Source organism: Pseudogulbenkiania subflava DSM 22618 (genome assembly GCF_900177275.1).
Lineage (GTDB): Bacteria > Pseudomonadota > Gammaproteobacteria > Burkholderiales > Chromobacteriaceae > Pseudogulbenkiania > Pseudogulbenkiania subflava.
Genome location: NZ_FXAG01000004.1, coordinates 198,409 through 222,856, shown reverse-complemented (window position 1 = coordinate 222,856; position 24,448 = coordinate 198,409). Strand labels below are relative to the sequence as shown.

General features: G+C 64.6%; 21 protein-coding genes. 9 read left to right on the top strand and 12 right to left on the bottom strand.

The window, feature by feature from the left end:
• Positions 1 to 187: 187 nt before the first annotated feature.
• Positions 188 to 799 (top strand): YitT family protein, encoded by a 612-nt coding sequence (locus B9N72_RS05695; protein WP_085275459.1) that lies wholly within the window; start codon positions 188 to 190, stop codon positions 797 to 799.
• A 264-nt stretch (positions 800 to 1,063) separates the two neighbouring features.
• On the opposite strand, the gene norW is transcribed toward B9N72_RS05695, so the two are convergent.
• Together norW and norV are read right to left on the bottom strand one after the other, a co-directional pair.
• Positions 1,064 to 2,179 carry an NADH:flavorubredoxin reductase NorW gene (gene norW / locus B9N72_RS05690; RefSeq protein ID WP_085275458.1) on the bottom strand — a complete coding sequence of 372 codons (1,116 nt, stop codon included), beginning with the start codon at positions 2,177 to 2,179 and terminating at the stop codon, positions 1,064 to 1,066.
• A gap of 24 nt (positions 2,180 to 2,203) precedes the next feature.
• Positions 2,204 to 3,598: an anaerobic nitric oxide reductase flavorubredoxin gene (gene norV, locus B9N72_RS05685; RefSeq protein WP_085275457.1), complete on the bottom strand. Its 1,395-nt coding sequence runs from the start codon at positions 3,596 to 3,598 to the stop codon at positions 2,204 to 2,206.
• A 260-nt stretch (positions 3,599 to 3,858) separates the two neighbouring features.
• Between norV and B9N72_RS05680 the strand changes: the two genes are divergently transcribed.
• On the top strand, positions 3,859 to 4,311 hold the full coding sequence (locus B9N72_RS05680; RefSeq protein ID WP_085275456.1) for an RrF2 family transcriptional regulator: 453 nt from the start codon (positions 3,859 to 3,861) through the stop codon (positions 4,309 to 4,311).
• Between the two features lie 24 nt (positions 4,312 to 4,335).
• On the opposite strand, the gene B9N72_RS05675 is transcribed toward B9N72_RS05680, so the two are convergent.
• Positions 4,336 to 5,250: a LysR substrate-binding domain-containing protein gene (locus B9N72_RS05675; RefSeq protein WP_085275455.1), complete on the bottom strand. Its 915-nt coding sequence runs from the start codon at positions 5,248 to 5,250 to the stop codon at positions 4,336 to 4,338.
• A gap of 114 nt (positions 5,251 to 5,364) precedes the next feature.
• Between B9N72_RS05675 and B9N72_RS05670 the strand changes: the two genes are divergently transcribed.
• Positions 5,365 to 6,630 carry an MFS transporter gene (locus tag B9N72_RS05670; protein WP_085275454.1) on the top strand — a complete coding sequence of 422 codons (1,266 nt, stop codon included), beginning with the start codon at positions 5,365 to 5,367 and terminating at the stop codon, positions 6,628 to 6,630.
• A gap of 75 nt (positions 6,631 to 6,705) precedes the next feature.
• On the opposite strand, the gene B9N72_RS05665 is transcribed toward B9N72_RS05670, so the two are convergent.
• Together B9N72_RS05665 and B9N72_RS05660 are read right to left on the bottom strand one after the other, a co-directional pair.
• Positions 6,706 to 7,629 carry a 2-hydroxyacid dehydrogenase gene (locus tag B9N72_RS05665; RefSeq protein ID WP_085275453.1) on the bottom strand — a complete coding sequence of 308 codons (924 nt, stop codon included), beginning with the start codon at positions 7,627 to 7,629 and terminating at the stop codon, positions 6,706 to 6,708.
• 15 nt (positions 7,630 to 7,644) lie between these two features.
• Positions 7,645 to 8,901, bottom strand: a complete 1,257-nt coding sequence (locus tag B9N72_RS05660) for a TIGR03862 family flavoprotein (protein WP_085275452.1) — start codon at positions 8,899 to 8,901, stop codon at positions 7,645 to 7,647.
• 507 nt (positions 8,902 to 9,408) lie between these two features.
• On the opposite strand from B9N72_RS05660, the gene B9N72_RS05655 reads away from it, so the two are divergent.
• Positions 9,409 to 10,494 carry a type II asparaginase gene (locus B9N72_RS05655; protein WP_085275451.1) on the top strand — a complete coding sequence of 362 codons (1,086 nt, stop codon included), beginning with the start codon at positions 9,409 to 9,411 and terminating at the stop codon, positions 10,492 to 10,494.
• A 132-nt stretch (positions 10,495 to 10,626) separates the two neighbouring features.
• Here B9N72_RS05655 and B9N72_RS05650 read toward each other — a convergent pair whose 3' ends face one another.
• Together B9N72_RS05650 and B9N72_RS05645 are read right to left on the bottom strand one after the other, a co-directional pair.
• Positions 10,627 to 11,247, bottom strand: coding sequence for a glutathione S-transferase family protein (locus B9N72_RS05650; RefSeq protein ID WP_085275450.1), 621 nt, complete (start codon positions 11,245 to 11,247; stop codon positions 10,627 to 10,629).
• A gap of 68 nt (positions 11,248 to 11,315) precedes the next feature.
• Positions 11,316 to 12,347 carry a MerR family transcriptional regulator gene (locus tag B9N72_RS05645; RefSeq protein WP_159453019.1) on the bottom strand — a complete coding sequence of 344 codons (1,032 nt, stop codon included), beginning with the start codon at positions 12,345 to 12,347 and terminating at the stop codon, positions 11,316 to 11,318.
• A gap of 185 nt (positions 12,348 to 12,532) precedes the next feature.
• On the opposite strand from B9N72_RS05645, the gene B9N72_RS05640 reads away from it, so the two are divergent.
• Positions 12,533 to 13,117: an NAD(P)H-dependent oxidoreductase gene (locus B9N72_RS05640; RefSeq protein ID WP_085275535.1), complete on the top strand. Its 585-nt coding sequence runs from the start codon at positions 12,533 to 12,535 to the stop codon at positions 13,115 to 13,117.
• Positions 13,118 to 13,192: 75 nt separating this feature from the next.
• Here the strand turns inward: B9N72_RS05640 and B9N72_RS05635 are convergent, their stop codons facing one another.
• Complete coding sequence (locus B9N72_RS05635) at positions 13,193 to 15,487, bottom strand: YgiQ family radical SAM protein (protein ID WP_085275448.1); 2,295 nt, start codon at positions 15,485 to 15,487, stop codon at positions 13,193 to 13,195.
• Between the two features lie 269 nt (positions 15,488 to 15,756).
• Here B9N72_RS05635 and B9N72_RS05630 point away from each other — a divergent pair, with 269 nt between their 5' ends.
• Together B9N72_RS05630 and B9N72_RS05625 are read left to right on the top strand one after the other, a co-directional pair.
• Complete coding sequence (locus B9N72_RS05630) at positions 15,757 to 17,442, top strand: glutamine--tRNA ligase/YqeY domain fusion protein (protein ID WP_085275447.1); 1,686 nt, start codon at positions 15,757 to 15,759, stop codon at positions 17,440 to 17,442.
• A 408-nt stretch (positions 17,443 to 17,850) separates the two neighbouring features.
• Positions 17,851 to 18,237, top strand: coding sequence for a c-type cytochrome (locus B9N72_RS05625; RefSeq protein ID WP_085275446.1), 387 nt, complete (start codon positions 17,851 to 17,853; stop codon positions 18,235 to 18,237).
• Between the two features lie 175 nt (positions 18,238 to 18,412).
• Here B9N72_RS05625 and B9N72_RS05620 read toward each other — a convergent pair whose 3' ends face one another.
• The 3 genes from B9N72_RS05620 to cysS form a co-directional block, all read right to left on the bottom strand.
• Complete coding sequence (locus B9N72_RS05620; protein WP_085275445.1) at positions 18,413 to 20,062, bottom strand: ArnT family glycosyltransferase; 1,650 nt, start codon at positions 20,060 to 20,062, stop codon at positions 18,413 to 18,415.
• A 271-nt stretch (positions 20,063 to 20,333) separates the two neighbouring features.
• A complete protein-coding gene (gene rpmE, locus B9N72_RS05615; protein ID WP_085275444.1) occupies positions 20,334 to 20,549 on the bottom strand; it encodes a 50S ribosomal protein L31 in 216 nt (71 codons plus the stop codon).
• A 269-nt stretch (positions 20,550 to 20,818) separates the two neighbouring features.
• Positions 20,819 to 22,192, bottom strand: a complete 1,374-nt coding sequence (gene cysS / locus B9N72_RS05610) for a cysteine--tRNA ligase (RefSeq protein ID WP_085275534.1) — start codon at positions 22,190 to 22,192, stop codon at positions 20,819 to 20,821.
• Between the two features lie 274 nt (positions 22,193 to 22,466).
• Here cysS and B9N72_RS05605 point away from each other — a divergent pair, with 274 nt between their 5' ends.
• The gene (locus B9N72_RS05605; protein ID WP_085275443.1) at positions 22,467 to 22,790 is read left to right on the top strand and encodes a cupredoxin domain-containing protein; all 324 of its coding nucleotides are present in this window, start codon (positions 22,467 to 22,469) and stop codon (positions 22,788 to 22,790) included.
• Between the two features lie 68 nt (positions 22,791 to 22,858).
• Positions 22,859 to 23,668, top strand: coding sequence for an FTR1 family iron permease (locus tag B9N72_RS05600; protein WP_014087931.1), 810 nt, complete (start codon positions 22,859 to 22,861; stop codon positions 23,666 to 23,668).
• 168 nt (positions 23,669 to 23,836) lie between these two features.
• On the opposite strand, the gene B9N72_RS05595 is transcribed toward B9N72_RS05600, so the two are convergent.
• Positions 23,837 to 24,196 carry a hypothetical protein gene (locus B9N72_RS05595; protein WP_085275442.1) on the bottom strand — a complete coding sequence of 120 codons (360 nt, stop codon included), beginning with the start codon at positions 24,194 to 24,196 and terminating at the stop codon, positions 23,837 to 23,839.
• Between the last annotated feature and the right edge of the window lie 252 nt (positions 24,197 to 24,448).

Sequence of the window (24,448 nt, the reverse complement as noted above, 5' to 3'; positions counted from 1 at the left end):
CGACAATTTTTGATTTACGGCAATTAATTTAATAAAAACGATGCGTTCAGGGTGCTTGTGAGGAGGTGCTGGTGTAGACTTGCGCTGCTGTCGTAGCGGGTAAGGCGCTTCATCGTGTCTTCGCGCCGCCAGAGGGTGACGACGGTGGCCGGCAGGCCGTTCTGCCTTTTCCCCGCAAGGATTCATCATGGAGCACTCGCAGCGCGTGGCACGGCACACCCTGCTCGAAGACGTTCAGGCGATCGTGATCGGCACGCTGTTCATCTCGCTCGGCGTCGCGCTGTTCGCCCAGGCCAAACTGCTCACCGGCGGCACCGCCGGCCTGGCCTTTCTGATCCACTACGCCACGCCGCTGAGCTTCGGCCAGGTGTTCTTCGTCATCAACCTGCCGTTCTACTACCTCGCCATCAAGCGCATGGGCTGGCGCTTCACGGTAAAGACCTTCTGCGCGGTGCTGCTGCTGTCGCTGTTCTCCGAGCTGCAGTCGCGTTTCATCCACATCGATGGCCTCAACCCGTTCTACGCCGGCGTGGTCGGCGGTCTGCTGATGGGCGCCGGTTTCCTGATGCTGTTCCGCCACCAGGCCAGCCTGGGCGGCATCAACATCGTTACGCTCTACCTGCAGGACAAGTACGGCATCCGCGCCGGCAAGCTGCAGATGGCGATCGACGTTTGCATCGTCAGCGCGGCGCTGTGGGTGGTGAACCCGCTGGCGGTGCTGGTGTCGGTGCTGGGCGCGGTGGCGCTCAACCTGATCCTCGCCGTCAACCACAAGCCGGGTCGCTACCTCGCAGCCTGAGAACCTGTCTACGATCTGCTGCGCTCCGGCGATACGGCGTTAAAAACGTCTTCGGAATGCTCATTAGCCGTTTTTGCCTGGTCTCGCTCTAGCTCGCGAGATCGTAAACAGGCTCCGAGGCCGGCGAGCGGCAGGCCGACTTCCTCGTGGCCTTCTTGCTGCCGGTCATTGCGGCGCGGCTGCCGTGGGCCCTGTTCCGGGGCGTAGCCGACAACCCGCATCGGCTTGATGCGGGCCCCGTTTTCCCCTTTCCTTGCCGCCGCCTCAGCGTGCCAATCTGGGCAACAGGCTGAAACCGTTGCGGGAACCGGTGGTCACGTAGCCGACCAACTGGCTGTCGCGATGGGCGAGGGCGGTCAGCCCGTCGTCCCCCTCGCTGATCTGCCAGTCGAGGGTGTTGTCCTGGGTGACCCCGGCTAGCTGGATCGGGTAGCGCGGCGTTTTCACCGCCACCGGGAGGGGGCCGAAACGGACCGGTGTCGGCGTGCCGGCCAGCGTGCTGGCCAGCGCGTTGGCCGACAGCGTGATCGGCTGCAGGAAGGGCAGGATCTGCCCCTCGATTTCGGCGCAGTCCCCCAGCGCGTAGACCTGGGGTTGCGAGGTGCGCAGGTAGGCGTCGACGACGATGCCGCGCCGCGTCTCCAGCCCGGCCGCCAGCTCCAGCCGCGGCTTCAGGCCCGCCGCGCAGACCACGGCGTCCACCGCCAGCGTATCGCCATCGCTCAGCGTCACGCGGTAGCCCTGCTGGGCCCGGTCGACCCGCTCCACCCCGGTGCCGAAGCGCAGCGTGACCTGGTCCATGACGCTGTGCAGGCGTTGGCTGACTACCTCGGGCACCAGCCGCTCCAGCAGGCGGCTGCCGATATCCACCAGCGTGACGCGCTTGTGCTGGGCGATGTCGTGGGCGATTTCGGTGCCGATCAGGCCGCCCCCGATGACCAGCACGTGTTCGCTCTGGTTGAGCCGGTCGAGGTAACGCCGGTACTGCTCCAGGTTGTTCAGAGTCAGGATGTCCTGCTCCGCGTCGCCGCCGACGGGCGGCACGAACGGCTCGGCCCCCACTGCCAAGACAAGGTCGCTGTACGGAATCTGTACCTCCCCGGCCAAGACCTTCTGGGCGGCGAAATCAATCGCGCTGACCCGGGTATGCGGCCTCACCATAACCTTCAATTCGGCGGCCATGCCGGTGGCGCTGTTCAGGGTGAGCCGTTCGGCGCTGGTCTGATGGCCGAAGCCGTGGCTCAGCTGCGGCTTGGGGTAGTGTTCGCCGCCATCCTCGGTGAGGACGACGACCGGCGTGGTGGCATCGTGCTGGCGGAACGCCCGGGCCAGCGTGTAGCCGGCATGGCCGCTGCCGATGATGACGAGGGGCTTTTTCATCGTGTTTTCTCCGGAGGCCGTCGTTTATGCGGCGACAAAGTCGTTCTTGCCCATGAAGCACACCGGGCAGAGGAAGGTCTCGGGCACGTCCTGCCAGGCGGTGCCGGCGGCGACCCCCTGGGCCGCTTCCCCCTGTTGCGGGTCGTAAATCCACGAGCAGGTCTTGCAGCGCATCTTGCCGCTGCATGAACACGCTGCGCTGGCCTCCGCCGTATTCTGCCCGGTGCTGCCCAGCTGCTCGATGAACGCCTCGCCAAAACGCACCCCCTGGGCGAGGGCATCGTCGTTCGGGCGCCATTCGGCGGCGATGCCCGGGTTGAGCACGCGGAAACCGGCATCGTCCAGGCGCTTGGCGATACGTTCTACCGCACCACCGCTCCAGCCGTGGGTGCCGAAGGAGGCTGCCGCCTTGTTCTTGAAGCGCAAGCCGGTCATTTCCTCGAGCAGGGCGGCAACATGCGGCAACATCACGTTGTTGACGGTCGGGCTGCCGACCAGAATGGCCTTGGACTTGAACACGTGGGTGAGGACGTCGTTCTTGTCGCTGTTGGAGAGGTTGAACAGCTTGATCACGACATCCCGGTCCGCCTTGCGGATGCCTTCGGCAATCGCCTCGGCCATCATGCGGGTGCCGTTCCACATGGTGTCGTAGACCAGGGTGATCTGGTTCTCCTGGTAGTTGTCGGCCCACTTCAGGTACTGCTCGACGATCTGGGTCGGCTTGTCGCGCCAGATGATGCCGTGGCTGGTGGCGATCATGTCGATCGGCAGGTTCAGTGCCAGAACCTCGTGGATCTTCTGGGTCACCAGAGGGCTGAACGGGGTCAGGATGTTGGCGTAATACTTGATGCATTCTTCCTGCAGTTCGACCGGGTCGCACTGGTCGTTGAACATCTGGGCGCTGGCATAATGTTGGCCGAAGGCATCGTTGCTGAACAGCACGGCGTCGCCGGTCAGATAGGTGGCCATGCTGTCCGGCCAGTGCAGCATCGGCATCTCGACAAACACCAGTTGCTTGCCGTTGCCGAGGTCGAGGCTGTCCCCGGTCTTGACGATCTGGAAATTCCAGTCCTGGTGGTAGTGGCCGCGTAGCGATTTGACGCCGTTGGCAGTGCAGTAGATCGGCGTGTCGGGAATGCGTGCCATCAGTGCCGGCAAGGCGCCGCTGTGGTCGATCTCGTTATGGTTGGCGATGATGTAGTCGATGGCGCCGAGGTCCACCTCCTTGGCCAGATTGGCGACGAATTCTTCGGCGTAAGGCGCCCAGACGGTATCGATCAGGGCAATCTTTTCTTCCTTGACCAGGTAGCTGTTATAGCTGGAACCGCGATGGGTGCTGTATTCGCTGCCGTGAAATTCACGCAGTTCCCAATCCTGTTTACCAACCCAGCGGATGTTGTTTTTGACGGTGAAAGCCATGGCAGAGAACTCCTTGAGGTATAAGATTCGCGTGAAATGAATCTTATACCTCATAACATTCACCGTAAATGAATCTTATGAGTTATCATGGATTCGCTTGAGATACATCAAGAGCGGGCTGTTGCCGCGCCCTGTATGCCTCTATCGTATGCCAGAATCAAGCTGACACCCGCTGTCGGGGTGTTGAAGGCCAGATAGAATGCGGGCTCCACTCCCACCGAGCGAGCCTGATTGAACAACCCCATGGAACGGCCCCGATCGTGCGACTGACGGCTTTTACCGACTACTGCCTGCGCGTGATGATGTACAGCGCGTTGGCGGGCGAGCGCCTGGTGACGATCAACGAGATCGCCCAGGCGTACGGCATTTCCGCCAGCCACCTGACCAAGGTGGTATTTTTTCTCGGCCAGCATGGCTATCTCACCACGGTACGCGGCAAGGGCGGAGGGATGCGCCTGGCGGACGAACCGCGGCAGGTCAACCTCGGCAAGCTGGTGCGCGCGGCCGAGTCCGACAACGTGCTGGTCGAGTGTTTCGATCCCCAGCACTCGCAGTGCCGCATCGCCTCGGCGTGCCGCCTGATGAGCGTGCTGCATGCGGCCCAGGAAGCCTTTTACGGCGAATTGTCGCGCCATACCCTGGCCGACCTTCTCGTCCAGCCGGCGGGGCTGGGGCGGGCCTTGGGCATCGAGATCAGGCTCGTTTCCGATTGAGAAACCCGGCGCGGCAACGCCGCGTCACGGGCGGTGCTTGATCGGCGCCATCTCCTTGCGGTTCTGCAGGCAATCCAGAAAGCCCGCCAGCAACGGCGGAACGGGCCCGGGGCGCGTCGCCAGCCCCAGCGACAGGTACGCCCCCTCGTCGCTGAGCGGCAGGTAGCGCACCCCCGGCATCTTCACGCACTCCAGCGGCGAGGGCAGCAGCGCCACGCCGAGGCCCGCCGCCACCAGCCCGATCTGGGTGGTGGCCTCGCGCGCTTCCTGCACGATCCTCGGTTCGAAGCCGGCCGCCAGGCAAAGCTGGCGCACCTGGACGTTGAGCCCGGTGCCGGCGCCAGCCGGATAGATGATGAAGCTCTCGTCGCGCAACTGTTCCAGCGACGCGTGGGCCTGCGCGGCCAGCGGATGGCTGGCGTTGATCACCAGCCGCAGCGGGTCGCGGTGGATCTCGCGCAGCTGCAGGTCGGGCGGGTTTTCCTTGCCGTGGAAACGGACGAAGCCGATGTCCAGGCGCTCTGCGCGCAGGGCTTCGAACTGCAACGCAGTGAACATCTCGCGCAGCGTCAGCTGCACCTGCGGGTAGTGGCGGCGATAGTCGGAGATCAGCCCGGGCAACAGGCTGGTGAACGGCAGCGAGGAGGTGAAGCCGACACGCAGCTCGCCCACCTCGCCGCGCGCGGCGCGGCGGGCATCGTCGGCGGCCTGTTCCACCTCCGCCAGGATGCGCCGGGCGTGCTGTAGGTAGCGCTCTCCGGCATCGGTCAGCGCCACGCGGCGCTTGCTGCGCTCGAACAGGGCAACCCCCAGTTGTTCTTCCAGCGCGCGAATCTGCTGGCTCAAGGGCGGCTGGGCGATGTGCAGGCGTTCGGCGGCGCGGGTGAAGTTGAGCTCTTCCGCGACGACGACGAAGTAACGCAGGTGGCGCAGTTCCACGTGATATCTTTTACGTATTAATCAACGATTAAATATATATTGGACTGGCGGTTTGTCCAGTCCTAGCATTCGGTTATCCAGCCCCTGACCGGGGCCGCCAGCCGAGTTTTGATCATGTCTTCCGATGCCTTAGTCGTATCCCGCGCCACCGTTTTTCCCGCTCCCGCTCCCGCCCCCGCCCATGAGCGCCTGCGTGCCGGCACCCCCGCCTTCCGCCGCACCAGCTGGGGCATGTTCTTCGGCGGCTTCGCCACCTTCTCCTCGCTGTATGGCATGCAGCCGCTGATGCCGATGTTCTCGCACGACTTCGGCCTGTCGCCGGCGGCGGCCAGCGGGGTGGTCTCGGCCGCGACCGGCGCGCTGGCCGTGGCGCTGATCCCGATGAGCCTCTTGGCCGACCGCTACGGCCGCAAACCGGTGATGAACCTGTCGCTCGGCCTGGCCGCGCTGTTGACGCTGCTGGCGGCATTTGCCGGCAGTTTCGGCCAGCTGCTGCTGCTGCGCACCCTGATGGGCATCGCGCTGGCCGGCATTCCGGCGGTGGCGATGGCTTATCTGAGCGAGGAAATCGAGCCGGCCTCGCTGGGGCAGTCGATGGGGCTGTACATCGCCGGCAACGCGCTGGGGGGCATGAGCGGGCGCTTTTTCCTGTCGCTGATGAGCGAATGGGCCAGCTGGCGCGAGGCGGTGGCGGTGCTGGGCCTGTTCGGGCTGGTGTCCGCCGTCGTGTTCTGGCGCTGCCTGCCGCCGTCGCGGCATTTTCGCCCGGCGCGGCTGGTGCTGGGCGAGGTGCGCGGCAACCTGCGGCTGCACTTGGCCGATGATGGTCTGCCCTGGTTGTTCGCCACGGCCTTTTTGCTGATGGGCTGCTTCGTCAGCCTGTACAACTACCTCGGCTACCACCTGGCGCTGGCGCCGTTCAACCTGTCGCCGAGCGCGGTCGGCGCGGTGTTCCTGCTGTACGTGGTGGGGATGTGGAGCTCGGCCTGGGTGGGGCGGCTGGCCGACCGTCTGGGGCGGCGCAACGTGTTGTGGGTCATGGTGAGCCTGATGCTGGCCGGGCTGACGCTGACGCTGGCCGGCACGCTGTGGCTGGTGGTGCCGGGCATCGCCGTGTTCACCTTCGGTTTCTTCGGCGCGCACTCGGTGGCGAGCAGCTGGATCGGCCGCCGTGCCAGCCGGGCGCGCGGCCTGGCCTCGGCGCTGTACCTGAGTTGCTACTACCTGGGCGGCAGCGGACTGGGCTCGGCCTCGGGCCTGATGTGGAGCAGCGGTGGCTGGGGCGGGGTGGTGCTGGCGCTGTCGGGCGGCCTGCTGTTGTGCCTTGGCATCGCGCTGCGGCTACGCCGGCTGGTGCCGCTGCCGAGCGCGGCAAACTGAGTTTTTCTCCTCCTCTTGATTTCCGGTCTCCGGACCCGGCGCGAGTCTTTCGCTGCCGGGTTTTTTTCTGTCCGCTCAATAGGTCCGTCGCCGGTCGACCAACCCTTCCGGCGCTGTCCCGCTCCGCAGCGCCCGCAGGTTGGCGGCGATCTGCTGCGCCGCCGGGCCGGGCAGGGTGATGGCGGCGATATGCGGGGTGACGGTCACGCTCGGGTGCACCCACAGCGGGTGCTCCGCGGCCAGCGGTTCGCTGGCGAACACATCGAGCTGGGCAAAGCGCAACTGGCCGGCATCGAGCAGATCGAGCAGGGCCGCCTGGTCGAGCTGGTCGCCGCGGCCGGCGTTGATCAGCGCCGCGCCATGGGGTAGCCGAACCAGCCGATCGCGGTCGAGCAGGCCGCGCGTTTCCGGGGTGGACGGCAGCACGCCCACCAGCACGTCGGTCTCGGCCAGCAGCGTGTCCAGCGCTGCGCTGCCGTGCCGGCAGGCGACGCCGGGCAGCTCGCGCGGGCTGCGGCTCCAGCCGGACACGGTGTAGCCCAGTCCGGCCAGCGTGGTGGCGACCACCGCGCCGATGGCGCCCAGCCCCAGCACGCTGACACGGATCTCGTGCGCCAGCCGGGGCGGTTGCGGCTGCCAGCGGCGTTCGGCCTGCTGCCGCTGGTAGACATCGAACTGGCGCTGGTAGCGCAGCACGCCGTACAGCGCGTACTCCGCCATCTGTTGCGCCATGCCGGCGTCGGTCAGGCGGATCACGGGCAGCGTCGCCGGCAGGTCGGCACGGGCGAGCAGGCGGTCCACCCCGGCTCCGAGTGCGAACACCGCCTCGAGCCGGGAAAAGCGGGTGAAAAACCCTTCCGGCGGATTCCACACCACGGCGTAGCGCACGGCCGTGTCGTCTACCTGCTGCGGCCACACCGCCAGGTCGATATTGGGTAGTGCCTGGCGCAGCAGCGGCGCCAGCTGTTCGGCATCCTGCGGAGCGTAGAGATAGAGCATGGCGTTTCCTTCGTTTCAGACGGGGCGGCGCATCTGCAGCCACTCCCACATCCCCAATCCGGCGGCGCGGCCGCTGGCGAAGCAGGCGGTGAGCAGGTAGCCGCCGGTCGGGGCTTCCCAGTCCAGCATCTCGCCGGCGCAGAACACGCCGGGCAGTTGGCGCAGCATCAGACGCTCGTCGAGCGCGGCAAAGGTGACGCCACCGCCGCTGCTGATGGCCTCGTCGAGCGGGCGCGGCGCGACGAGCTTGGCCGGCAGCGCCTTGATCGCCGCCGCCAGTCGCTGCGGGTCGTTCATGGTGTCCTTGTCCAGGCACTCGCGCAGCAACCCCATCTTGACGCCCTTCAGCCCGGCGCGGCTTTGCAGATGGCTGGACAGGGAGCGTGAACCGCGCGGGTGGGCCACCTCCGCGGTGATGCGCGCCAGGTCCTTGCCCGGTGCCAGGTCGAGGTGGATGGTGGCGCTGCCGTGCGCGGCGATGGCGTCGCGCAGCTGGGCGGAAAAGGCGTAGATCAGACTGCCCTCGACGCCGCCCTCGGTGACCACGAACTCACCCTGCTTGCGCTGCTCGCGGCCGTCCGCGTCGGTGAAGCTCAGCGCCACCGATTTCAGCGGCTCGCCGGCAAACCGGCTGCGGAAGTGCTCGCTCCAGCCGACGTCGAAGCCACAGTTGGACGGCACCAGCGGGCTGACTTCGACGCCGCGTTCGGCCAACCTTGGCAGCCACGCCCCGTCCGAGCCCAGCTTGGCCCAGCTGCCGCCGCCCAGCGCCAGCAAGACTGCGTCGGCGCGTACCGTCTTGTCGCCTTCGGGCGTGCTCAGCAGCAGGGCGCCGTCGTCGTTCCAGCCCTGCCAGCGGTGGCGCACGTGGATGCGTACCCCCGCCTCGCGCAGGCGCTGCAACCAGGCGCGTAGCAGCGGAGCGGCTTTCATCGCGGTGGGAAACACCCGTCCGGACGAGCCGACAAAGGTGTCGATGCCCAGGCCGTGCACCCATTCACGCAGTTCCACACCGCCGAAAGCCTGCAGCCAGGGCCGCAACTGCTCGCTGCGGGCACCATAGCGCGTCAGGAACGGCTCGGCCGGCTCGGAGTGGGTGATGTTCATGCCGCCGACGCCGGCCAGAAGGAACTTGCGCCCGACCGAGGGCATGGCGTCGTAGACGTCGACCTGTACGCCTTGCCGGCTCAGCACCTCGGCCGCCATCAGTCCGGCCGGACCGCCGCCGACGATGGCCACGTTGCGGCTCGGGCCTGTTGCTGTCGTGGTCATCGTCGATACTCCATGGCGGCGTGTGTCATCGCTTTGGTCCTGGCTATGGCTTGTGAGTGGCGGACGGCAACGGCGGCCGTTGACGCCATGTTTTGGCGGGCAAAGGCGATGGTTACTTGGCGCCCCGGCCCGAGAGGGGCTGATTGTCACAGAAACGTGGTTAAAACCCAAGCTGGCAGCCGCCGGCAGTGGGCATCCAACAGTGGTGTGGCGTTCGGATTTCCGGGTGCTGGTGGCGGGCAAAGTACGGCATTCCGTCTGTTTGCCGTGGCTGTCGATATTTATTCAATAAAAATCAAATGGTTGGGGTTGTGCTTGCCTGGCGGAGGGCTGGTCCGATTCCTGCTCTATAGCGACCCGGGCTAGAACATGGCAGCAGGTCGCAAGAACCTGCGCCGCTTGCCGAGGCCGTCCGGCCTGCCGCCGCTGAGGCGGCACCGGCGACCCCGCATCTATAAGGCCGTGGCGAAAGACGCCCTGGCCGCGATAATCACCAAAGGAGAAAACATGTTTTCCGATAAACGCTTTGCTCGTGCTGCCGCCCTGCTGGCTTGCTCCGCCGTCTTTTCCTTCGCCCACGCCGAAGAGGCTGCACCGGCCAAGCTGCCCAACGTGGTGATCCTGGCCACCGGCGGCACCATCGCCGGCACCGGCGCTTCCACCACCACCACCATCGGCTATACCGCCGCCAAGGTCGGCGTCGACAAGATGATCGAAAGCGTGCCTGAGCTCAAGAAGGTCGCCAACGTGCGTGGCGAGCAGGTGGTGCAGATCGCCAGCGAAAGTATGACCAACGATGTCTGGCTGAAGCTCGCCAAGCGCGTCAATGAACTGCTGGCGCAGAAGGACGTCGACGGCGTGGTGATCACCCACGGCACCGATACTATTGAAGAAACCGCCTACTTCCTCGACCTGACGGTGAAGAGCAAGAAGCCGGTGGTGATCGTCGGCTCCATGCGCCCGTCCACCGCGATCAGCGCCGACGGCCCGATCAACCTGTACAACGCCGTGCTGCTTGCCGGCAGCAAGGACGCCTCCGGCAAGGGTGTACTGGTGACGTTGAACGACCAGATCAACGCCGGTCGCGACGTCAGCAAGACCAACACCTCCACCGCCGACACCTTCAAGACGCCGGATCTGGGCTTCCTCGGCTACATGCAGGACAACAAGCCGCACTTCTACCGCCTGCCGGTGCGTAAGCACACCGCCGAAACCGAGTTCGACATCAGCAAGCTCGACAAGCTGCCGCAGGTCGACATCGTTTACGGCTACGCCAACATGAACCGCGTGGCGCTGGACGCCCAGGTGGCCGCCGGAGCCAAGGGTATCGTCCAGGCCGGCGTGGGTGACGGCAGCATGGCCGCGCAGATGCTGCCGGCCTTCCGCGAAGCCCGCCAGAAAGGCGTCATCGTGGTACGCAGCTCGCGCGTGGGTTCCGGCATCATCGCCCGCAACGGCGAAGTGAACGACGACAAGGAAGATTTCGTGGCGTCCGACACGCTGAACGCGCAGAAGGCCCGCATCCTGCTGATGCTGGCCATGACCAAGACCAACGACACCAAGAAGATCCAGCAGATGTTCTACACCTACTGAGCGGCTTGCCGCCCGGAGACGACAGCAGCCTGCGGGCTGCTGTTTTTTTTGTGTGGGGGTCGGCAGGGGGAAATGGGGCGTTGATGCTCTTGCGCCCCTCTGGCCTGTTGACGGGCGGGCTCGCGACAACGCTCAGGAGAGCGGCAAGCGCAGCGCTTCCGCGCTGGCCGGGCGGGCGCGCAAGGCGGTGTACCAGCGCTCCAGCTCCGAGCGGGGCGTGCGTTCCAGCGGCAGGTTGAGCCAGAGATGCACGCTGCAGCCGAGCGCGATGTCGGCCATGGTGAAGCGCTCGCCGGTCAGCCAGGTTCGTCCCGTCAAGTGCTGCTCAAGCAGGCCGGCCAGCCGATCGACCTTCACGCGTGCGGTGTCGATCGCTTCCTGGTTGCGCTGTTCGGGCGCCACGCGCAGCAGGTTGTAGATCGCCGGTACCAGGGCCGGGTTGAATACCGTGGCCTGCCAGTCCATCCAGCGGTCGGCGTCGGCGCGCTGTTGCAGATCGTCCGGATAAAGGCTGCCGTGGCCGTACTTGGCGGCCAGATAGCGCACGATGGCGTTCGATTCCCACAGGGTGAAACCGTCATCGTCGATCAGTGGGATGGTACCGTTCGGGTTGCGAGCCAGGAAGTCCGGCGTGTCGAGCCCGCCGAACGGGCCGCCGGCGTCGATGCGCTCGAACGGCAGCCCCAGTTCCGCCGCGCACCATACTACCTTCTTGACGTTGAGCGAGTTGAGCCGTCCCCAGATTTTCAGCATGCCGGTGCTCCCGAATGGTTGAACGACCATTGTAGCCCGAAACCGCCAGAGCGGTTCCGGACGAGGTTTCAGGCTCGCTGCTTGCCCTGCGCCGTGATGACGAAGTTGATCATGTCGCAGTCGATGCCGGTATTGAGCATCAGAGACGGTTCGTTGCGCACGGCCTGCAGGAATTTGTCGCGCATGGCCGGCTCATCGGTGCAGAACGTGGCATCGGACAAGGCTTGCCAGCGTGCCCCCAGCTCGTGTGCATCCGGGTGATCCGGCGTCAGACCGCTATCCATCGCCGCACGCACCACGCCTACCAGCCTGGGCCATTCGGCCATGTGTCGGCGGAAGTTGCGGCGCAGGCGTGCCATCTCGTCCGCGTCGAAATACTTGGCGTAGATCGGCATGCGTACTTCGGTCATGGCCTGGCCGATGTATTCCAGCACCGCTTCGTCGATGCCGCTTTGCGCCTGCAGCGCCGGCTCGTTGCGGTGCATGGCATCGAGCTTGATCAGCAGGTTCTCGTCGCCGTGCACCAGCGTCTGGGTGTGGGCCGTCCACTGCTGCGCCAGGGCTTGCGCCTCGGCCGCCTGCGGGGGCACCTTGGCGGCGATCAGCGCGCGCACCTGATCGGTGAGCACGCGCCAGGTGGCATCGTAGTGGTCGCCGAGTTTGGCCTTGCGCTGGCGCAGGGTTTCGGCCTGTTGGGTGGTCAGGTATTTGTCGTACATGGTCATCAGCTCCAGTGTGTTCAGCCAATCGGCCAGCGTCGGCTCCTGATCGGCCGCGAGCGTCTGCTGCAGCGTTGCCAGGCGCGAGCGTAGTGCGCAGGCCTGGGTGATCTGCAGGTCGAGCGCCGCGATCTGTTGTTCGATCAGTTGCGGCAGGGGCGTGCCGTCGCCGGCCAGCATGGCTCCGATCTCGGCCAGCGCGAATCCCAGCCGCTGCAAGGACTGGATGCGGTATAGCCGGGCGATGTCGGCCTGGTTGTACAGGCGGTAGCCGCTGTCGGAGCGCGCGGAAGGTTTGAGCAGGCCGATGCTGTCGTAGTGGTGCAAGGCACGCACGGTCAGCCCCGTGCGCTTGGCCAATTCGCCGACTTTGAGCGGCATCGTCTCTCTCCTCTTCTGTGCTGATGTCATGTTGGAGCCTCACCTTGCGTGAGGGTCAAGAGGGTATTGTGCGTCATGTTGCATGCAGAGCGACAGGTGGCGTGGGAGCAAAACAGGCGCCCACGGGGGCCTGTTCGTCTTGCGTCAGCTTTTTGTCATGGGCCTTGTGTGGCATGCTGGAGGGCATGAGCAAACGCATCCTCGTCATCCAGGGACATCCCGACCCCGCAGGTGGCCACTTCTGCCATGCGCTGGCCGAGGCCTACGTGCAAGGCGGGCGCGAGGCCGGGCACGAGGTCCGGCTGGTCGAGGTGGCCACGCTCGACTTCCCGCTGCTGCGCTCCAAGGAGGAGTTCGATAATGGGACGCCCGTCGAAGCAATCCGGCAGGCGCAGGAGAGCATCGCCGGGGCCGGGCACGTCGTCATCGTCTACCCGCTGTGGCTGGGCACCATGCCGGCCTTGTTGAAGGCTTTCCTGGAGCAGGTGTTCCGTCCGCAGTTCGCCTTCGACCTGTCCAATGGCAAGGGATGGCATAAGCGCCTGAGCGGCAAATCGGCCCGTATCGTCGTTACCATGGGCATGCCGGCGCTGATCTACCGCTGGTATTTCGGCGCTCACGGTCTCAAGAGCCTGAAGCGCAGCATCCTCAGCTTTTCCGGCATCGGGCCGATTCGAGACAGCCTGATCGGCATGGTCGAGGCGGAGGATGGCGAGCAACGCGGTCGGTGGCTGGAAACGATGCGCCGGCTGGGGCGGGAGGGGCGTTAGGGCGGGAGCGCCCTGGCCATATTAGGACGATAAAAAGCCCCGCGTGTGAACAACGCGGGGCTTTGTCAGGGGGGCTTAGCGTCGGCCGCGCGGCTTGGCATTGCCGCTGCTCGCCGCTGCCTGGCGCGAGGCCGGCTTGGCAGGGGGCTTGCCGCCCGGCTTGGCACCGCTGGTGACGGCGGGCTTGCCACGCGCGGCCGGGGCTCGCCCGCGTGGCGGGGCGTCCTGGAAGCGCTGTGTCGGATGGTGCGCGGTGCGCGCCACGTTGAAGCGCTTGCCCTTGTCCTCGGCGCCCTTGGGCGGCGTCGGTGGAATCAAATGATGCTTGCCGTAGCCGATCAGGTCCTGGCGGCCCATGTTGATCAGCGCCTCGTACAGGATGTGCCAGTTGTCCGGGTGGTGGTAGCGCAGGAAGGCCTTGTGCAGCTTGCGGCGGTAGCCGTCGCGCACCACGTCGACCTTCTCCGAGCTGCGCGCCAGGCGCTTGAGCGGGTTGCGCCGGGTGTGCCACATGGTGGTGGCCATCGCCATCGGCGTCGGCGTGAAGGTCTGCACCTGGTCGAGGCGGAAGTTGTTCTTCTTCAGCCACAGCGCCAGGTTCATCATGTCTTCGTCGCTGGTGCCCGGGTGGGCGGCGATGAAGTAGGGGATCAGGTACTGTTCCTTGCCGGCCTGACGGCTGAAGCGCTCGAACAGCTCCTTGAACTTGTCGTAGGCGCCCATGCCCGGCTTCATCATCTTGGACAGCGGGCCTTCCTCGGTGTGTTCCGGGGCGATCTTCAGGTAGCCACCGACGTGGTGCGTCACCAGTTCCTTGATGTATTCCGGCGAGCGTACCGCCAGGTCGTAGCGCAGGCCGGACTGGATGTTGATCTTCTTGATGCCCGGCAGCGCACGCGCCTTGCGGTAGAGCTGGATCAGGTGGCTGTGGTCGGTGCCCAGGTTTTCGCAGATGTCCGGGTAGACGCAGGACAGCTTGCGACAGGACGTCTCGATCTTCTTGTCCTTGCAGGCGAGCCGGTACATGTTGGCGGTGGGGCCGCCCAGGTCCGAGATGTGGCCGGTGAAACCGTCGGTCTTGTCGCGGATCTCCTCGAGTTCCTTCAGGATCGACTCTTCCGAACGGCTCTGGATGATGCGGCCTTCGTGCTCGGTGATCGAGCAGAAAGTGCAGCCGCCGAAGCAGCCGCGCATGATGTTGACCGAGTACTTGATCATCTCCCATGCCGGGATGTGCGCCTTGCCATAAGAGGGGTGGGGGTTGCGCGCGTAGGGCAGGCCGAACACGTGGTCCATTTCCTCGGTGGTGAGCGGAATCGGCGGCGGGTTGAGCCACACGTCGCGCTCGCCGTGCAGCTGCACCAGGGCACGGGCGTTGCCGGGGTTGGATTCCAGATGCAGGATGCGGCTGGCGTGGGCGTACAGCACTGGGTCGTGCGCCACCGCCTCGTAGGCCGGAATGCGCACCACGGTCTTGGCGCGCTGCGCCTTGCGCGCCGCCACGCGTTCCTGCAGCGGCATGAACGTGATCGGCTGGGCGGCGGTGGGGGCCTTGTCCTTGCCGCTGGCGCAGCTGGCCTCTTCCTTCTCCGGCACCATCTCGTACGGGCTCTGATGCGCCTCGACCTTGCCCGGCTGGTCCAGCGTGGTGGAGTCCATCATCTGCCAGTCGTCGCCCGGCATCCAGCCATGCGGAGCCATGAAGGCGGTGCCGCGCACGTCGCGGATCTCCGACAGCTTCTCGCCGGCGGCGGCACGGTGCGCCACTTCCACCAGCGCGCGCTCGGCGTTGCCGAACAGCAGCAGGTCGGCCTTGGAGGTGACCAGCACCGACTGGCGCACCTTCTCGCTCCAGTAATCGAAGTGCGCAATGCGGCGCAGCGACGCCTCGATACTGCCGATCATTACGCCCACGCCCGGATAGGCCTCGCGGCAGCGCTGCGCATACACCGTCACCGCGCGGTCCGGACGCTTATTCGCCTCGGCGTGCGGGGTGTAGGCGTCGTCCGAGCGCGGTTTGCGGTCCGCCGTGTAGCGGTTGATCATCGAGTCCATGTTGCCGGCGGTGACGCCGAAGAACAGGTTGGGGCGGCCCAGTTCGCGGAACGGGTCGGCCGAGTGCCAGCCCGGTTGGGCGATGATGCCGACACGGAAGCCCTGCGTCTCCAGCAGACGGCCCACCAGCGCCATGCCGAAGCTGGGATGGTCGATGTAGCAGTCACCAGTGACGATGATGATGTCGCAGGAATCCCAGCCCAGCTCGTTCATTTCGGCCCGGGTCATCGGCAGAAACGGTGCGGTGCCGAAGCGTTGGGCCCAGAATTTGCGGTAGGAGGTGATCGGTTTTACGGGGGCGGAAACGGTGGTCATGGTACGTGCGATTATTCGGTTGACGCGCATTGTGCCAGATTTTGCCCGCGTAGATCAGTAAATTTGATTGTTTTTCAAGGGCATAACCCCATGTTCAGGCGGGTTTTTGGGGGGCGGGGCAGGGTTGGCCGAAGCCGGTGGCAGGACGCTGCGGGCGCCGCGGAAAACGGCCTGTTCCCGGCGCGCTACGCCCGGTGCATTCGGAATATCGACGCTAAATCGGGTACAATCGGACCATTGAATTAACCGAACCGCTAGACATTCATCACATGAGTACGGAAAACAACGCACCCGTTGTCAGCAACTTCATCCGCAACATCATCGACGAGGACCTGGCCTCGGGCAAGCACGCCTCGATCGTGACGCGCTTCCCGCCGGAGCCGAACGGCTATCTGCACGTCGGCCACGCCAAATCGATCTGCCTGAACTTCGGCCTGGCCGAAGACTACCAGGGCAAGTGCAACCTGCGCATGGACGACACCAACCCGGAGAAGGAATCCGACGAATACGTGCAGTCCATCAAGGACAGCGTGTCCTGGCTGGGTTTCAAGTGGGATGGCGAAGTGCGTTACGCCTCCGATTATTTCCAGCCGCTGTACGACTATGCGGTGGAACTGATCAAGGCCGGCAAGGCCTTCGTCTGCGACCTCAACGCCGAGGAAATGCGCGCCTACCGTGGCAGCCTGACCGAACCTGGCAAGAACAGCCCATACCGTGACCGCAGTGTCGAGGAAAACCTCGACCTGTTCACGCGCATGAAGAACGGTGAGTTCCCGGACGGCAGCAAGACGCTGCGCCTGAAGATCGACATGAGCTCGGGCAACGTCAACATGCGCGATCCGGTGATCTACCGCATCCGCCGCGCCCATCACCACCGTACCGGCGACACGTGGTGCATCTACCCGATGTACGACTACACCCACTGCATCTCCGACGCCATCGAGAATATTACCCACTCGCTGTGCACCCTGGAGTTCGAAGACCACCGCCCGTTGTACGACTGGGTGCTCGACAACATCAGCATCGGCTGCCATCCGCGCCAGTATGAATTCTCGCGCCTGGAACTGCTGTACGCACTGACCTCCAAGCGCAAGCTGCAGGCCTTGGTGAACGACGGCCTGGTGACGGGCTGGGACGACCCGCGCATGCCCACCATCGAAGGCATGCGCCGCCGCGGCTTCAGCCCGGCCGGCATCCGCCTGTTCTCCCAGCGTATCGGCGTGTCGAAGGGCGAGAACATTATCGATATGAGCGTGCTGGAAGGCGCCGTGCGCGAGACGCTGGAAGCCGAGGCGCCGCGCGTGATGGCGGTGCTCGACCCGATCAAGGTGACGCTGACCAACTTCGAGGAAGGCGTCACCGCCAGCCGCAGCGCACCGTTCCACCCGCACCACCCGGAATTCGGCGAGCGCGAAGTGCCGATTTCGCGCGAGATCTACATCGAGCGCGACGACTTCGCCGAGGTGCCGCCGCCGAAGTGGCAGCGCCTCACCGCCGGCGGCGAAGTGCGGCTGCGCTATTCCTACGTGATCAAGTGCGACGAAGTGATCAAGGATGCCGACGGCAAGGTGGTCGAACTCAAGTGCTCGATCGACCATGACACGCTGGGCAAGAACCCGGAAGGGCGCAAGGTCAAGGGCGTGATCCACTGGCTGTCGTGCGAACATGCCATCGAAGCCGATGTGCGGCTGTACGATCGCTTGTTTACCGAGCCGCGTCCGGATGCGGTGCGTGGCGAGGATGGCGAATACGTCGACTTCCGCCAGTTCCTCAACCCGCATTCGCTGCAAACTGTGACCGCCTACGTCGAAGACGTGGTGCTCAAGGCCGCGCCGGAAACGCGCTACCAGTTCGAGCGCCTCGGCTACTTCGTCACCGACCGCTACGAGCACCAGCCGGGCGTCAAGGCGGTATTCAACCGGACGGTAGGGTTGAAGGATTCCTGGGCGAAGTAAAAACCTATTTCATTAGGCGGCTACGCCTTTGCATCTTGAGTGCCGGTGGACTGCGTGTGAATTTATCGCTGAGCCAATCACTGCGTGCAAATCTTTAGATTTGCTCAGCGATAGATTTGCACGCAGTAATTCACTCAGCGAGCAGGAATCCTCATGGACTACATGTCCAGTCCGGTTCCTGTGCTCCGACAGCCCTCAACCTGCTTTGGCTCGCTCGCCTACTAAAATAGGTTGTTGGCTCATCCGCATTAGTAAAATGGCGGCCCCGTGGGGCCGCCATTTCTTTGTCAGGAGGGTAAGTCGTTATAGGCGAATGGGGAAAAATGATTCGTTGACGCATGTCAATAGAGCGCGGTCGGTGTGGGCTCACTATGGGAGTCGAAGCCATTTCACTGATCGGAGGTCAACATGTTCCCACTACGCAGAGTCGTTCCCGTTGCCATGTTGTTGTTCGCCGCCCATGGCAGCGCATGGGCCGATGCCAAGCAGGACGTGGCGATGAAACAGCTGGCCGCCACCAGCGGCTGTGTCGCCTGTCATAGTATCGAGTCTGGTCAGCCAGGGCCGGCAGGCGTGGCGCCGATCGGTCCCGCGTGGCAGGACGTGGCTACCCGCTACAAGGGCCAGGAAGGCATCTCGGAAAAGCTGCTGAAAACCGTGATGGAGGGCTCCAACCCCTACGCCAGCCATTGGAAAGGCAAGGTGAGCGGGCTTGCGATGCCGCCCAACGCGGTGGCTATCAAGGAGGCGGATGCCAGGAAACTGGTCGAGTGGATTCTGGCCCTGAAGCAATGAGTCAGGTTTAGGCCCCGGGTTTTGCATCCACGTATCCGGGCTTGTGGTCCGGAAAGAAAAGCGGCGCTTCGACAGCGCCGCTTTTTTGCATGCTTGCCGGAGGCGAGCAAGGCTCCCAGCAACCCACGGTGGTGGGGAGGGTGGTCATGTTTGCCGCCGGGGATTCTCCGTCGGCTCATTGTGGCGGCGAGCGGCGGAACAGTCCGAAGATCTCGCTTTTCTCGCGTGGTCGGCTGCCTTGCCACAGCATCTGCCAGCCCGGTTCGGCCAGCCCTTCGGCCGGAGTGCGGCTGACCAGCAGGTAGTGGCAGGGAACGGGGCGACCGGGAGCGTACGGGGTCAGCGTCAGGCCGCCGAAGTAGTGCCAGCTCAGTCGCGTCAGCAGGTTGTCGCGCTCGGTGGCCACGCAGCGCGCGTCGGCAGGCAGCGCACGCATCATGCTCACCACTACCGGCCGATAGCTCTTGGCCGCATCCAGCCAGGGCAGCCACAGGCTCATCGCCAGTCCCCAGAACAACGTGATGCCGGCGGCCCAGTTGGTGACCGCCTGCCGTCCGCGCAGGTTGCGGCGTGTTACCGCCCACAGCCAGACCAGCGTGGCGAACAGCGCGCACAGCGCGGCCAGTGTCGAGACCGACGGCTCGTAGTAGGGGCTGAAGTACTTGGCACGTTGCGCCAGTCGTTCTGGCCAGCCAAAGTTCATCGCCGCCCAGCCGGCCCAGATCAATAGCCCGAAAAAGCCAAAGGTCATCAGGCCGAACCAGTTCAGGAACGCGGCGGCACCGCGCTTCAGGGTGTCGAGCTCGACCGCGGCCAGCATCGCCATCGGCAGCAGCATCGGCAGGGCGTACTCGGAGTTTTGGCGGGTGGAGAGCGTCAGCAGGATCATTACCACGCCGAAGAACATCAGAGGTAGTTGCAGCACCGGCTTGTCGAGATGGCGGCGCCGGTACAGCGTCCAGGCAGCCAGCGGCCAGGCGGGCCAGGTGTACCACAACGAGACCAGCGGGTAGTAGCCGAAATCGTGGAAGACGCCGATGTGGCCGAAGCCGTTGAGCGGCCCTAGCGCGTGTCCTTGCCACCAGGCGGCGAATACCGCCGGTTGCGCCTTGGCCAGCATCATCGGCCAGATCATCATCAGCGGCAGGGCCAGTATCAGGCCCATGAGCAGGGTGATCAGGTAGCGTTGGCTGCGCCAGGCGCTGAACGCCGGCAGCAGGATTGCCACCAGCCAGATCAAGGTTACCTCGAGCAGGCTGGCCGAGAGGAATACCGTCGCGGTGGCGGCTCCCAGGATGGCCCCGGCCAGGCCCGGGGAGCGCAGCGTCAGCACCAGTGCGTAGAAGGCCGCGGCAAAGCCGGCAAAGCCGGCGACCGCCGTGTTCATCTGGTGGCCGGTCGCGATCAGGCCGATGCAGCCGATCAGGATCAGTACCACGCTACGGCCGTGGCGCCGGCCGATCAGTTCGCGTCCGGCCAGACCGGCCAGCGTCAGCCCGATCGCCATGAAGAACGGCGTGGCGAGCCGGGCGGCATCGTGCAGGGGTAGGGCCCAGGGCGACAACAGCCGGGCAAAACCGGCCGCGACCCAATAATACAGCGGCGGGGACTCCAGGTACGGCAGCCCCTGGATGGAGGGCAGCAGCCACTGGTGGTGACGCAGCATGCCTTCGACCACCGCCAGGACGTAGGGCTCGTCGGGTTTCCACGGGTCGTGGCCCAAGATGCCGGGCCAGAGCCAGACGAAGGTCAGCAGCAGCAGAAGCCAGGGCTTCTCGGTCGGTTGGGCGAGACGGGAGTCGGAGTCCGGAGTGTACGTCAGCATGCGGGAGCGGGAAGGGCGCGGTCAAAGGCAGTAGCTTAGCGCCCATTTCAGCGGGCGGCTACGGCTACGCGCTTCGAGCATTGGCGGGATGGCTAAAGGCACTGAGGCCGGCATCGGCTTGGCGTCGGCACGGTGGTGCGTCCTTGTCATCATCGTTCATGGTGGGATCGCTTCCGGCTCGGCCTCTGTCGGATCAGGCATTGGAAGGCAGAATGCAAAAAAGGCAGCGCAAGCTGCCTTTTTTCTACCCGAAGGGGCAATCCCGAAGCGCTTAGCGCTTGAAGAAGTTGCCGAACTTCTGGTTGAACTTGTCCACGCGGCCAGCGGTGTCGACGATCTTCTGCTTGCCGGTGTAGAACGGGTGGCACTGGGAGCAAACTTCGATCGTGAAGTTGTCTTTGGCCATGGTCGACTTGGTCACGAACTGGTTGCCGCAGGAGCAGGTCACGTTCACGTCGTGATAATTCGGGTGAATATCGGTTTTCATCGTGGTTCCCTTTCAAATCGGGCACAGGGGTTTTGCCTGTACCGCTTGTCGAAACACAAGATTATCCGCCCTTTGACTGGACTTGACAAGCGCAAGGAGGCGGGGTCACGTAGTGAGTTAGCACTCGGGGCTGTTTCAGGCGGTAGGGCGGATGCCCCTGGATGAGCGACGCGAAGCATCGCGAAGGAATGGGGCGATCCGCCGTGCCTCCGTTGGCCGTGGCGATGATACGGCGGAACGCCCGCTTTGCGGGTTTCCGCCCTACCCAATCAGGCACGGCGCCAGGTCGTGCCCTGTGCCCCGTCTTCCAGGATCACGCCTTTGGCGGCCAGTTCGTCGCGGATGCGGTCGCTTTCCGCCCAGTTCTTGGCGGTGCGGGCGTCGCGGCGGGCCTGGATCAGCGCCTCGATGGCGTCGGCGGACAGCTCCGCTCCGGTTGTGCCACCCTGCAGGAATTCCTGCGGGTCGCGCTGCAGCAGGCCAAGCACTGCGCCCAGCGCTTTCAGCAGGCCGGCCTGTGCGGCGGATTCGCCGCGGTTGACTTCGCCGGCCAGATCGAACAGCACGGCCATGGCCTCGACTGTGTTGAAGTCGTCGTCCATCGCCAGTTTGAAGCGGCGCGCGTAGTCGTTTTCTTCCCAGTCGATGGTGACCTCGGTCGCTGCCACGTGCTTCAGCGCGGTGTAGAGGCGCGTTAGCGACTGCTTGGCGTCGTCCAGGTGGACGTCGGAGTAGTTGAGCGGGCTGCGGTAGTGGGCGCGCAAGATGAAGAAGCGTACCACTTCGGCATCGTACTTCTCGAGCACTTCGCGGATGGTGAAGAAGTTACCCAGCGATTTGGACATCTTCTCGTTGTCGACGCGGATGAAGCCGTTATGCAGCCAGTAATTGACGAAGTCGTGGTTGTGCGCGCCTTCCGATTGGGCGATCTCGTTCTCGTGGTGCGGGAACTGCAGGTCGGCGCCACCGCCGTGGATGTCGAAGTGCTCGCCCAGGTGGTGTTCGCTCATCACCGAGCATTCGATGTGCCAGCCCGGGCGGCCTTCGCCCCAGGGGCTCGGCCAGGACGGCTCGCCCGGCTTGGCGGCCTTCCACAGCACGAAGTCGAACGGGTCGCGCTTGTTGACGTCGACGTCGACGCGTTCGCCGGCACGCAGGTCTTCCAGGCTCTTGCCGGACAGCTTGCCGTAGCCGGGGAACTCGCGCACCGCGTAGTACACGTCGCCGTTCGGCGCGGGGTAGGCGCGGCCGTTGCCGATCAGCGTCTCGATCAGCGCGATCATGCCCGGTACGTGCTCGGTGGCGCGCGGCTCGAAATCGGGGTGGATGACGCCGAGCGCGTCGAAGTCCTCGTTCATGGCGTCGATGAAGCGGGCGGTCAGCGCCTGGATCGGCTCGCCGTTCTCGGCGGCACGCTTGATGATCTTGTCGTCGATGTCGGTAATGTTGCGCACGTAGGTCAGATCGTAGCCGCTGGCGCGCAACCAGCGCGCCACCATATCGAACACCACCACCATGCGGGCGTGACCGAGGTGACAGTAGTCGTACACCGTCATGCCGCACACGTACATGCTGGCTTTGCCGGGCGTGATCGGTTTGAAGACTTCTTTCTGTCGGGTCAGGGTGTTGTAGAGGTTCAGCATGGTGGTCATAAACCTGTAGCGTCGAAGGCAAAAAGAACATTGTACCAGAGCGGTCAAGTGCCTGTTGTGCCGGGACAACGCTGTGTCGGGAGCCCGGAGAGCAAGCCTGGGTTGAAGCGATTGTCATGAAGGTAGATGCGGCAAGCCTCGGAGGGCAGGGGTCGGGTGTGTTCGGTGCTGGCGATGTGATGGTCGGAGTATTACCTGTTCTCAAAAAGGAATAAAAACGGTTATCATTAACCGGTTACTACACAACACGGAGTCGACTCCCACTATGCGTACCCTGCTTGCTTCTGCCCTGATGGTCTTCGCTGTTTCCAGCTATGCTGCCGCTGCCGACAGCTTTACCCTGAACCTGACCGACAAGGGCTTCGAGCCCGCCTCTCTGGAGGTGCCGGCAGGCAAGCCGTTCAAGGTGACGGTGAACAACCAGACCAAGAAGACGGCCGAGTTCGAGAGCAAGCAGCTGCATAAGGAGAAGGTGGTGGCCGCGGGCAAATCGGTTAGCGTCAGCTTTGCCGCGCTGAAGGCCGGCACCTACAACTTTGTCGACGAGTACAACGAAGACAAGGCCAAGGGCACCATCGTCGCCAAATAAGCTTCACCGTCGTCTGAGGCGGCGGATGCTTCGGGTTCGCCGTTTTGTATTGAGAGAAGGAACACATCATGTTCAACGCCCTGTTCATCATCTGGCGTGAAAGCGTCGAGGCCCTGTTGGTGGTCGGCATTCTGCATACCTGGCTGAAGACCAGCGGCTACGTGGCTCAGGGCGGCCGCTACCTGTGGGGCGGCGTTGCTGCCGGACTCGGTCTGGCCGGGGCGCTGGCCGGGGTGATGCTGGTGCTGGAGAGCAGCCTGCCGGAAGGGGCGCTGGAGTATTTTCAGGTCGCGATGGTGCTGGTGGCGGCGGTGTTGATCGTGCAGATGGTGTTCTGGATGCGCAAGCACGGACGCAAGCTCAAGAGCGAACTGGAAGGCGAGATGGCGAAGACGGCATCGAGCGCCAACTGGTGGGGCATGTTCGTGGTGGTGATGCTGGCGGTGGCGCGTGAAAGCGCCGAAACGGTGGTGTTCCTGTACGGCCTGGGCAGCGATATCGCCAATACCGGGCTGGCCAGCTTCCTCGGCGTGACGGCGGCCGGTTTCGGCCTGGCCTACCTGACCTTCTGGCTGCTGCAGCAGGGCGGCAAGTATCTGTCGTGGCGGCTGTTCTTCCGCGTGACCGAAATCATGTTGCTGATGCTGGCCGGCGCCTTGCTGGTGACCGGGATCGACAAGATGATCGGCATGGGCTGGCTGCAGGCCTGGTCCGGTTCGGTGTGGGATACCTCGGCGCTGCTGGACGATTCCACCCGCTTTGGCGGTACGGTGGCGGCGCTGACCGGCTATCGCGCGCAGCCGGCGGTGGCGATGCTGGTGGCCTACGCGGGCTACTGGCTGGTGGTGCTGGCCGGGCTGAAACGGCTCAAGCGTTGATTCTGTGCTGATGATCGGCAGGCTGGATGGTTTCAGACCAGCCGACACCGGAGGTTAGCGTCTACTGACTGCCTGGCGCGCAAGCCAAGTGAGGCGCCATGGCAAGGGACATGAGGTCTCGATGCCGATTCCCGAATGGCCGCAGAGCGATCTGCGGCCATTGTCGTTTCATCGTCCGGGCGGGCCGCGGAAATGCGGGTCGAAGCGGCGGTAATCTTGCTGCGGATTCGGCCGGAACAGCGGGGCTCCCCGTCCGTGCGGGTAGCGTCGTTCCAGGTCGTTGTGCCACCGGGGCGGGACACGCATCCAGCGTCGGTCATGGTCCCAGTAGCCCCAGCCGAAGCTGGCATCGAAGATGATGGGGTAGGGATAGCCGGCCACGAACTGGACCGGCGCGCCTTCGATGTATACCGGGTAGGCGTCGACCTCAGCCGTCGTGGCTTGGACCGGGTAGTCATAAGGGGCGACCACGCAGCCTTGCAGCAGGGCGAGGGTCACCAGGGGGATGAGGGCCAGTTTCGTTGCCATGTTTCAGTCCTTCCCATACCGTGGGGCATTAGCGCTGCCCGTCTGGGGGCATAGCTGCCGTTACCCTGTAACTGTAGCCAGAGAGCGAGGCAGTTTCACCCGGGATCGGCACCCTGTGCGGGTCATCGGGGCCTGGAATGGGGGCGGGTCGTGCCGAAACGGGTCGGTACCGGTACCGCGATGAAACGAAAAATGGCTGCCTCTCGCGGTGAGGGCAGCCATTCTTGATCCGTAGCCGCGACCAAGCGGTTG

What these genes read in the sequence shown, in the direction of transcription:
- rpmE (WP_085275444.1), bottom strand. Translation starts at nt 20,549, where the DNA reads ATGAAAACCGATATTCACCCGAATTATCACGACGTGAACGTGACCTGC.
- norV (WP_085275457.1), bottom strand. Translation starts at nt 3,598, where the DNA reads ATGGCTTTCACCGTCAAAAACAACATCCGCTGGGTTGGTAAACAGGAT.
- B9N72_RS05655 (WP_085275451.1), top strand. Translation starts at nt 9,409, where the DNA reads ATGTTTTCCGATAAACGCTTTGCTCGTGCTGCCGCCCTGCTGGCTTGC.
- B9N72_RS05625 (WP_085275446.1), top strand. Translation starts at nt 17,851, where the DNA reads ATGTTCCCACTACGCAGAGTCGTTCCCGTTGCCATGTTGTTGTTCGCC.
- B9N72_RS05645 (WP_159453019.1), bottom strand. Translation starts at nt 12,347, where the DNA reads ATGCCGCTCAAAGTCGGCGAATTGGCCAAGCGCACGGGGCTGACCGTG.
- B9N72_RS05650 (WP_085275450.1), bottom strand. Translation starts at nt 11,247, where the DNA reads ATGCTGAAAATCTGGGGACGGCTCAACTCGCTCAACGTCAAGAAGGTA.
- B9N72_RS05665 (WP_085275453.1), bottom strand. Translation starts at nt 7,629, where the DNA reads ATGCTCTATCTCTACGCTCCGCAGGATGCCGAACAGCTGGCGCCGCTG.
- cysS (WP_085275534.1), bottom strand. Translation starts at nt 22,192, where the DNA reads ATGCTGAACCTCTACAACACCCTGACCCGACAGAAAGAAGTCTTCAAA.
- B9N72_RS05600 (WP_014087931.1), top strand. Translation starts at nt 22,859, where the DNA reads ATGTTCAACGCCCTGTTCATCATCTGGCGTGAAAGCGTCGAGGCCCTG.
- B9N72_RS05620 (WP_085275445.1), bottom strand. Translation starts at nt 20,062, where the DNA reads ATGCTGACGTACACTCCGGACTCCGACTCCCGTCTCGCCCAACCGACC.
- norW (WP_085275458.1), bottom strand. Translation starts at nt 2,179, where the DNA reads ATGAAAAAGCCCCTCGTCATCATCGGCAGCGGCCATGCCGGCTACACG.
- B9N72_RS05640 (WP_085275535.1), top strand. Translation starts at nt 12,533, where the DNA reads ATGAGCAAACGCATCCTCGTCATCCAGGGACATCCCGACCCCGCAGGT.
- B9N72_RS05595 (WP_085275442.1), bottom strand. Translation starts at nt 24,196, where the DNA reads ATGGCAACGAAACTGGCCCTCATCCCCCTGGTGACCCTCGCCCTGCTG.
- B9N72_RS05670 (WP_085275454.1), top strand. Translation starts at nt 5,365, where the DNA reads ATGTCTTCCGATGCCTTAGTCGTATCCCGCGCCACCGTTTTTCCCGCT.
- B9N72_RS05630 (WP_085275447.1), top strand. Translation starts at nt 15,757, where the DNA reads ATGAGTACGGAAAACAACGCACCCGTTGTCAGCAACTTCATCCGCAAC.
- B9N72_RS05660 (WP_085275452.1), bottom strand. Translation starts at nt 8,901, where the DNA reads ATGACCACGACAGCAACAGGCCCGAGCCGCAACGTGGCCATCGTCGGC.
- B9N72_RS05605 (WP_085275443.1), top strand. Translation starts at nt 22,467, where the DNA reads ATGCGTACCCTGCTTGCTTCTGCCCTGATGGTCTTCGCTGTTTCCAGC.
- B9N72_RS05635 (WP_085275448.1), bottom strand. Translation starts at nt 15,487, where the DNA reads ATGACCACCGTTTCCGCCCCCGTAAAACCGATCACCTCCTACCGCAAA.
- B9N72_RS05695 (WP_085275459.1), top strand. Translation starts at nt 188, where the DNA reads ATGGAGCACTCGCAGCGCGTGGCACGGCACACCCTGCTCGAAGACGTT.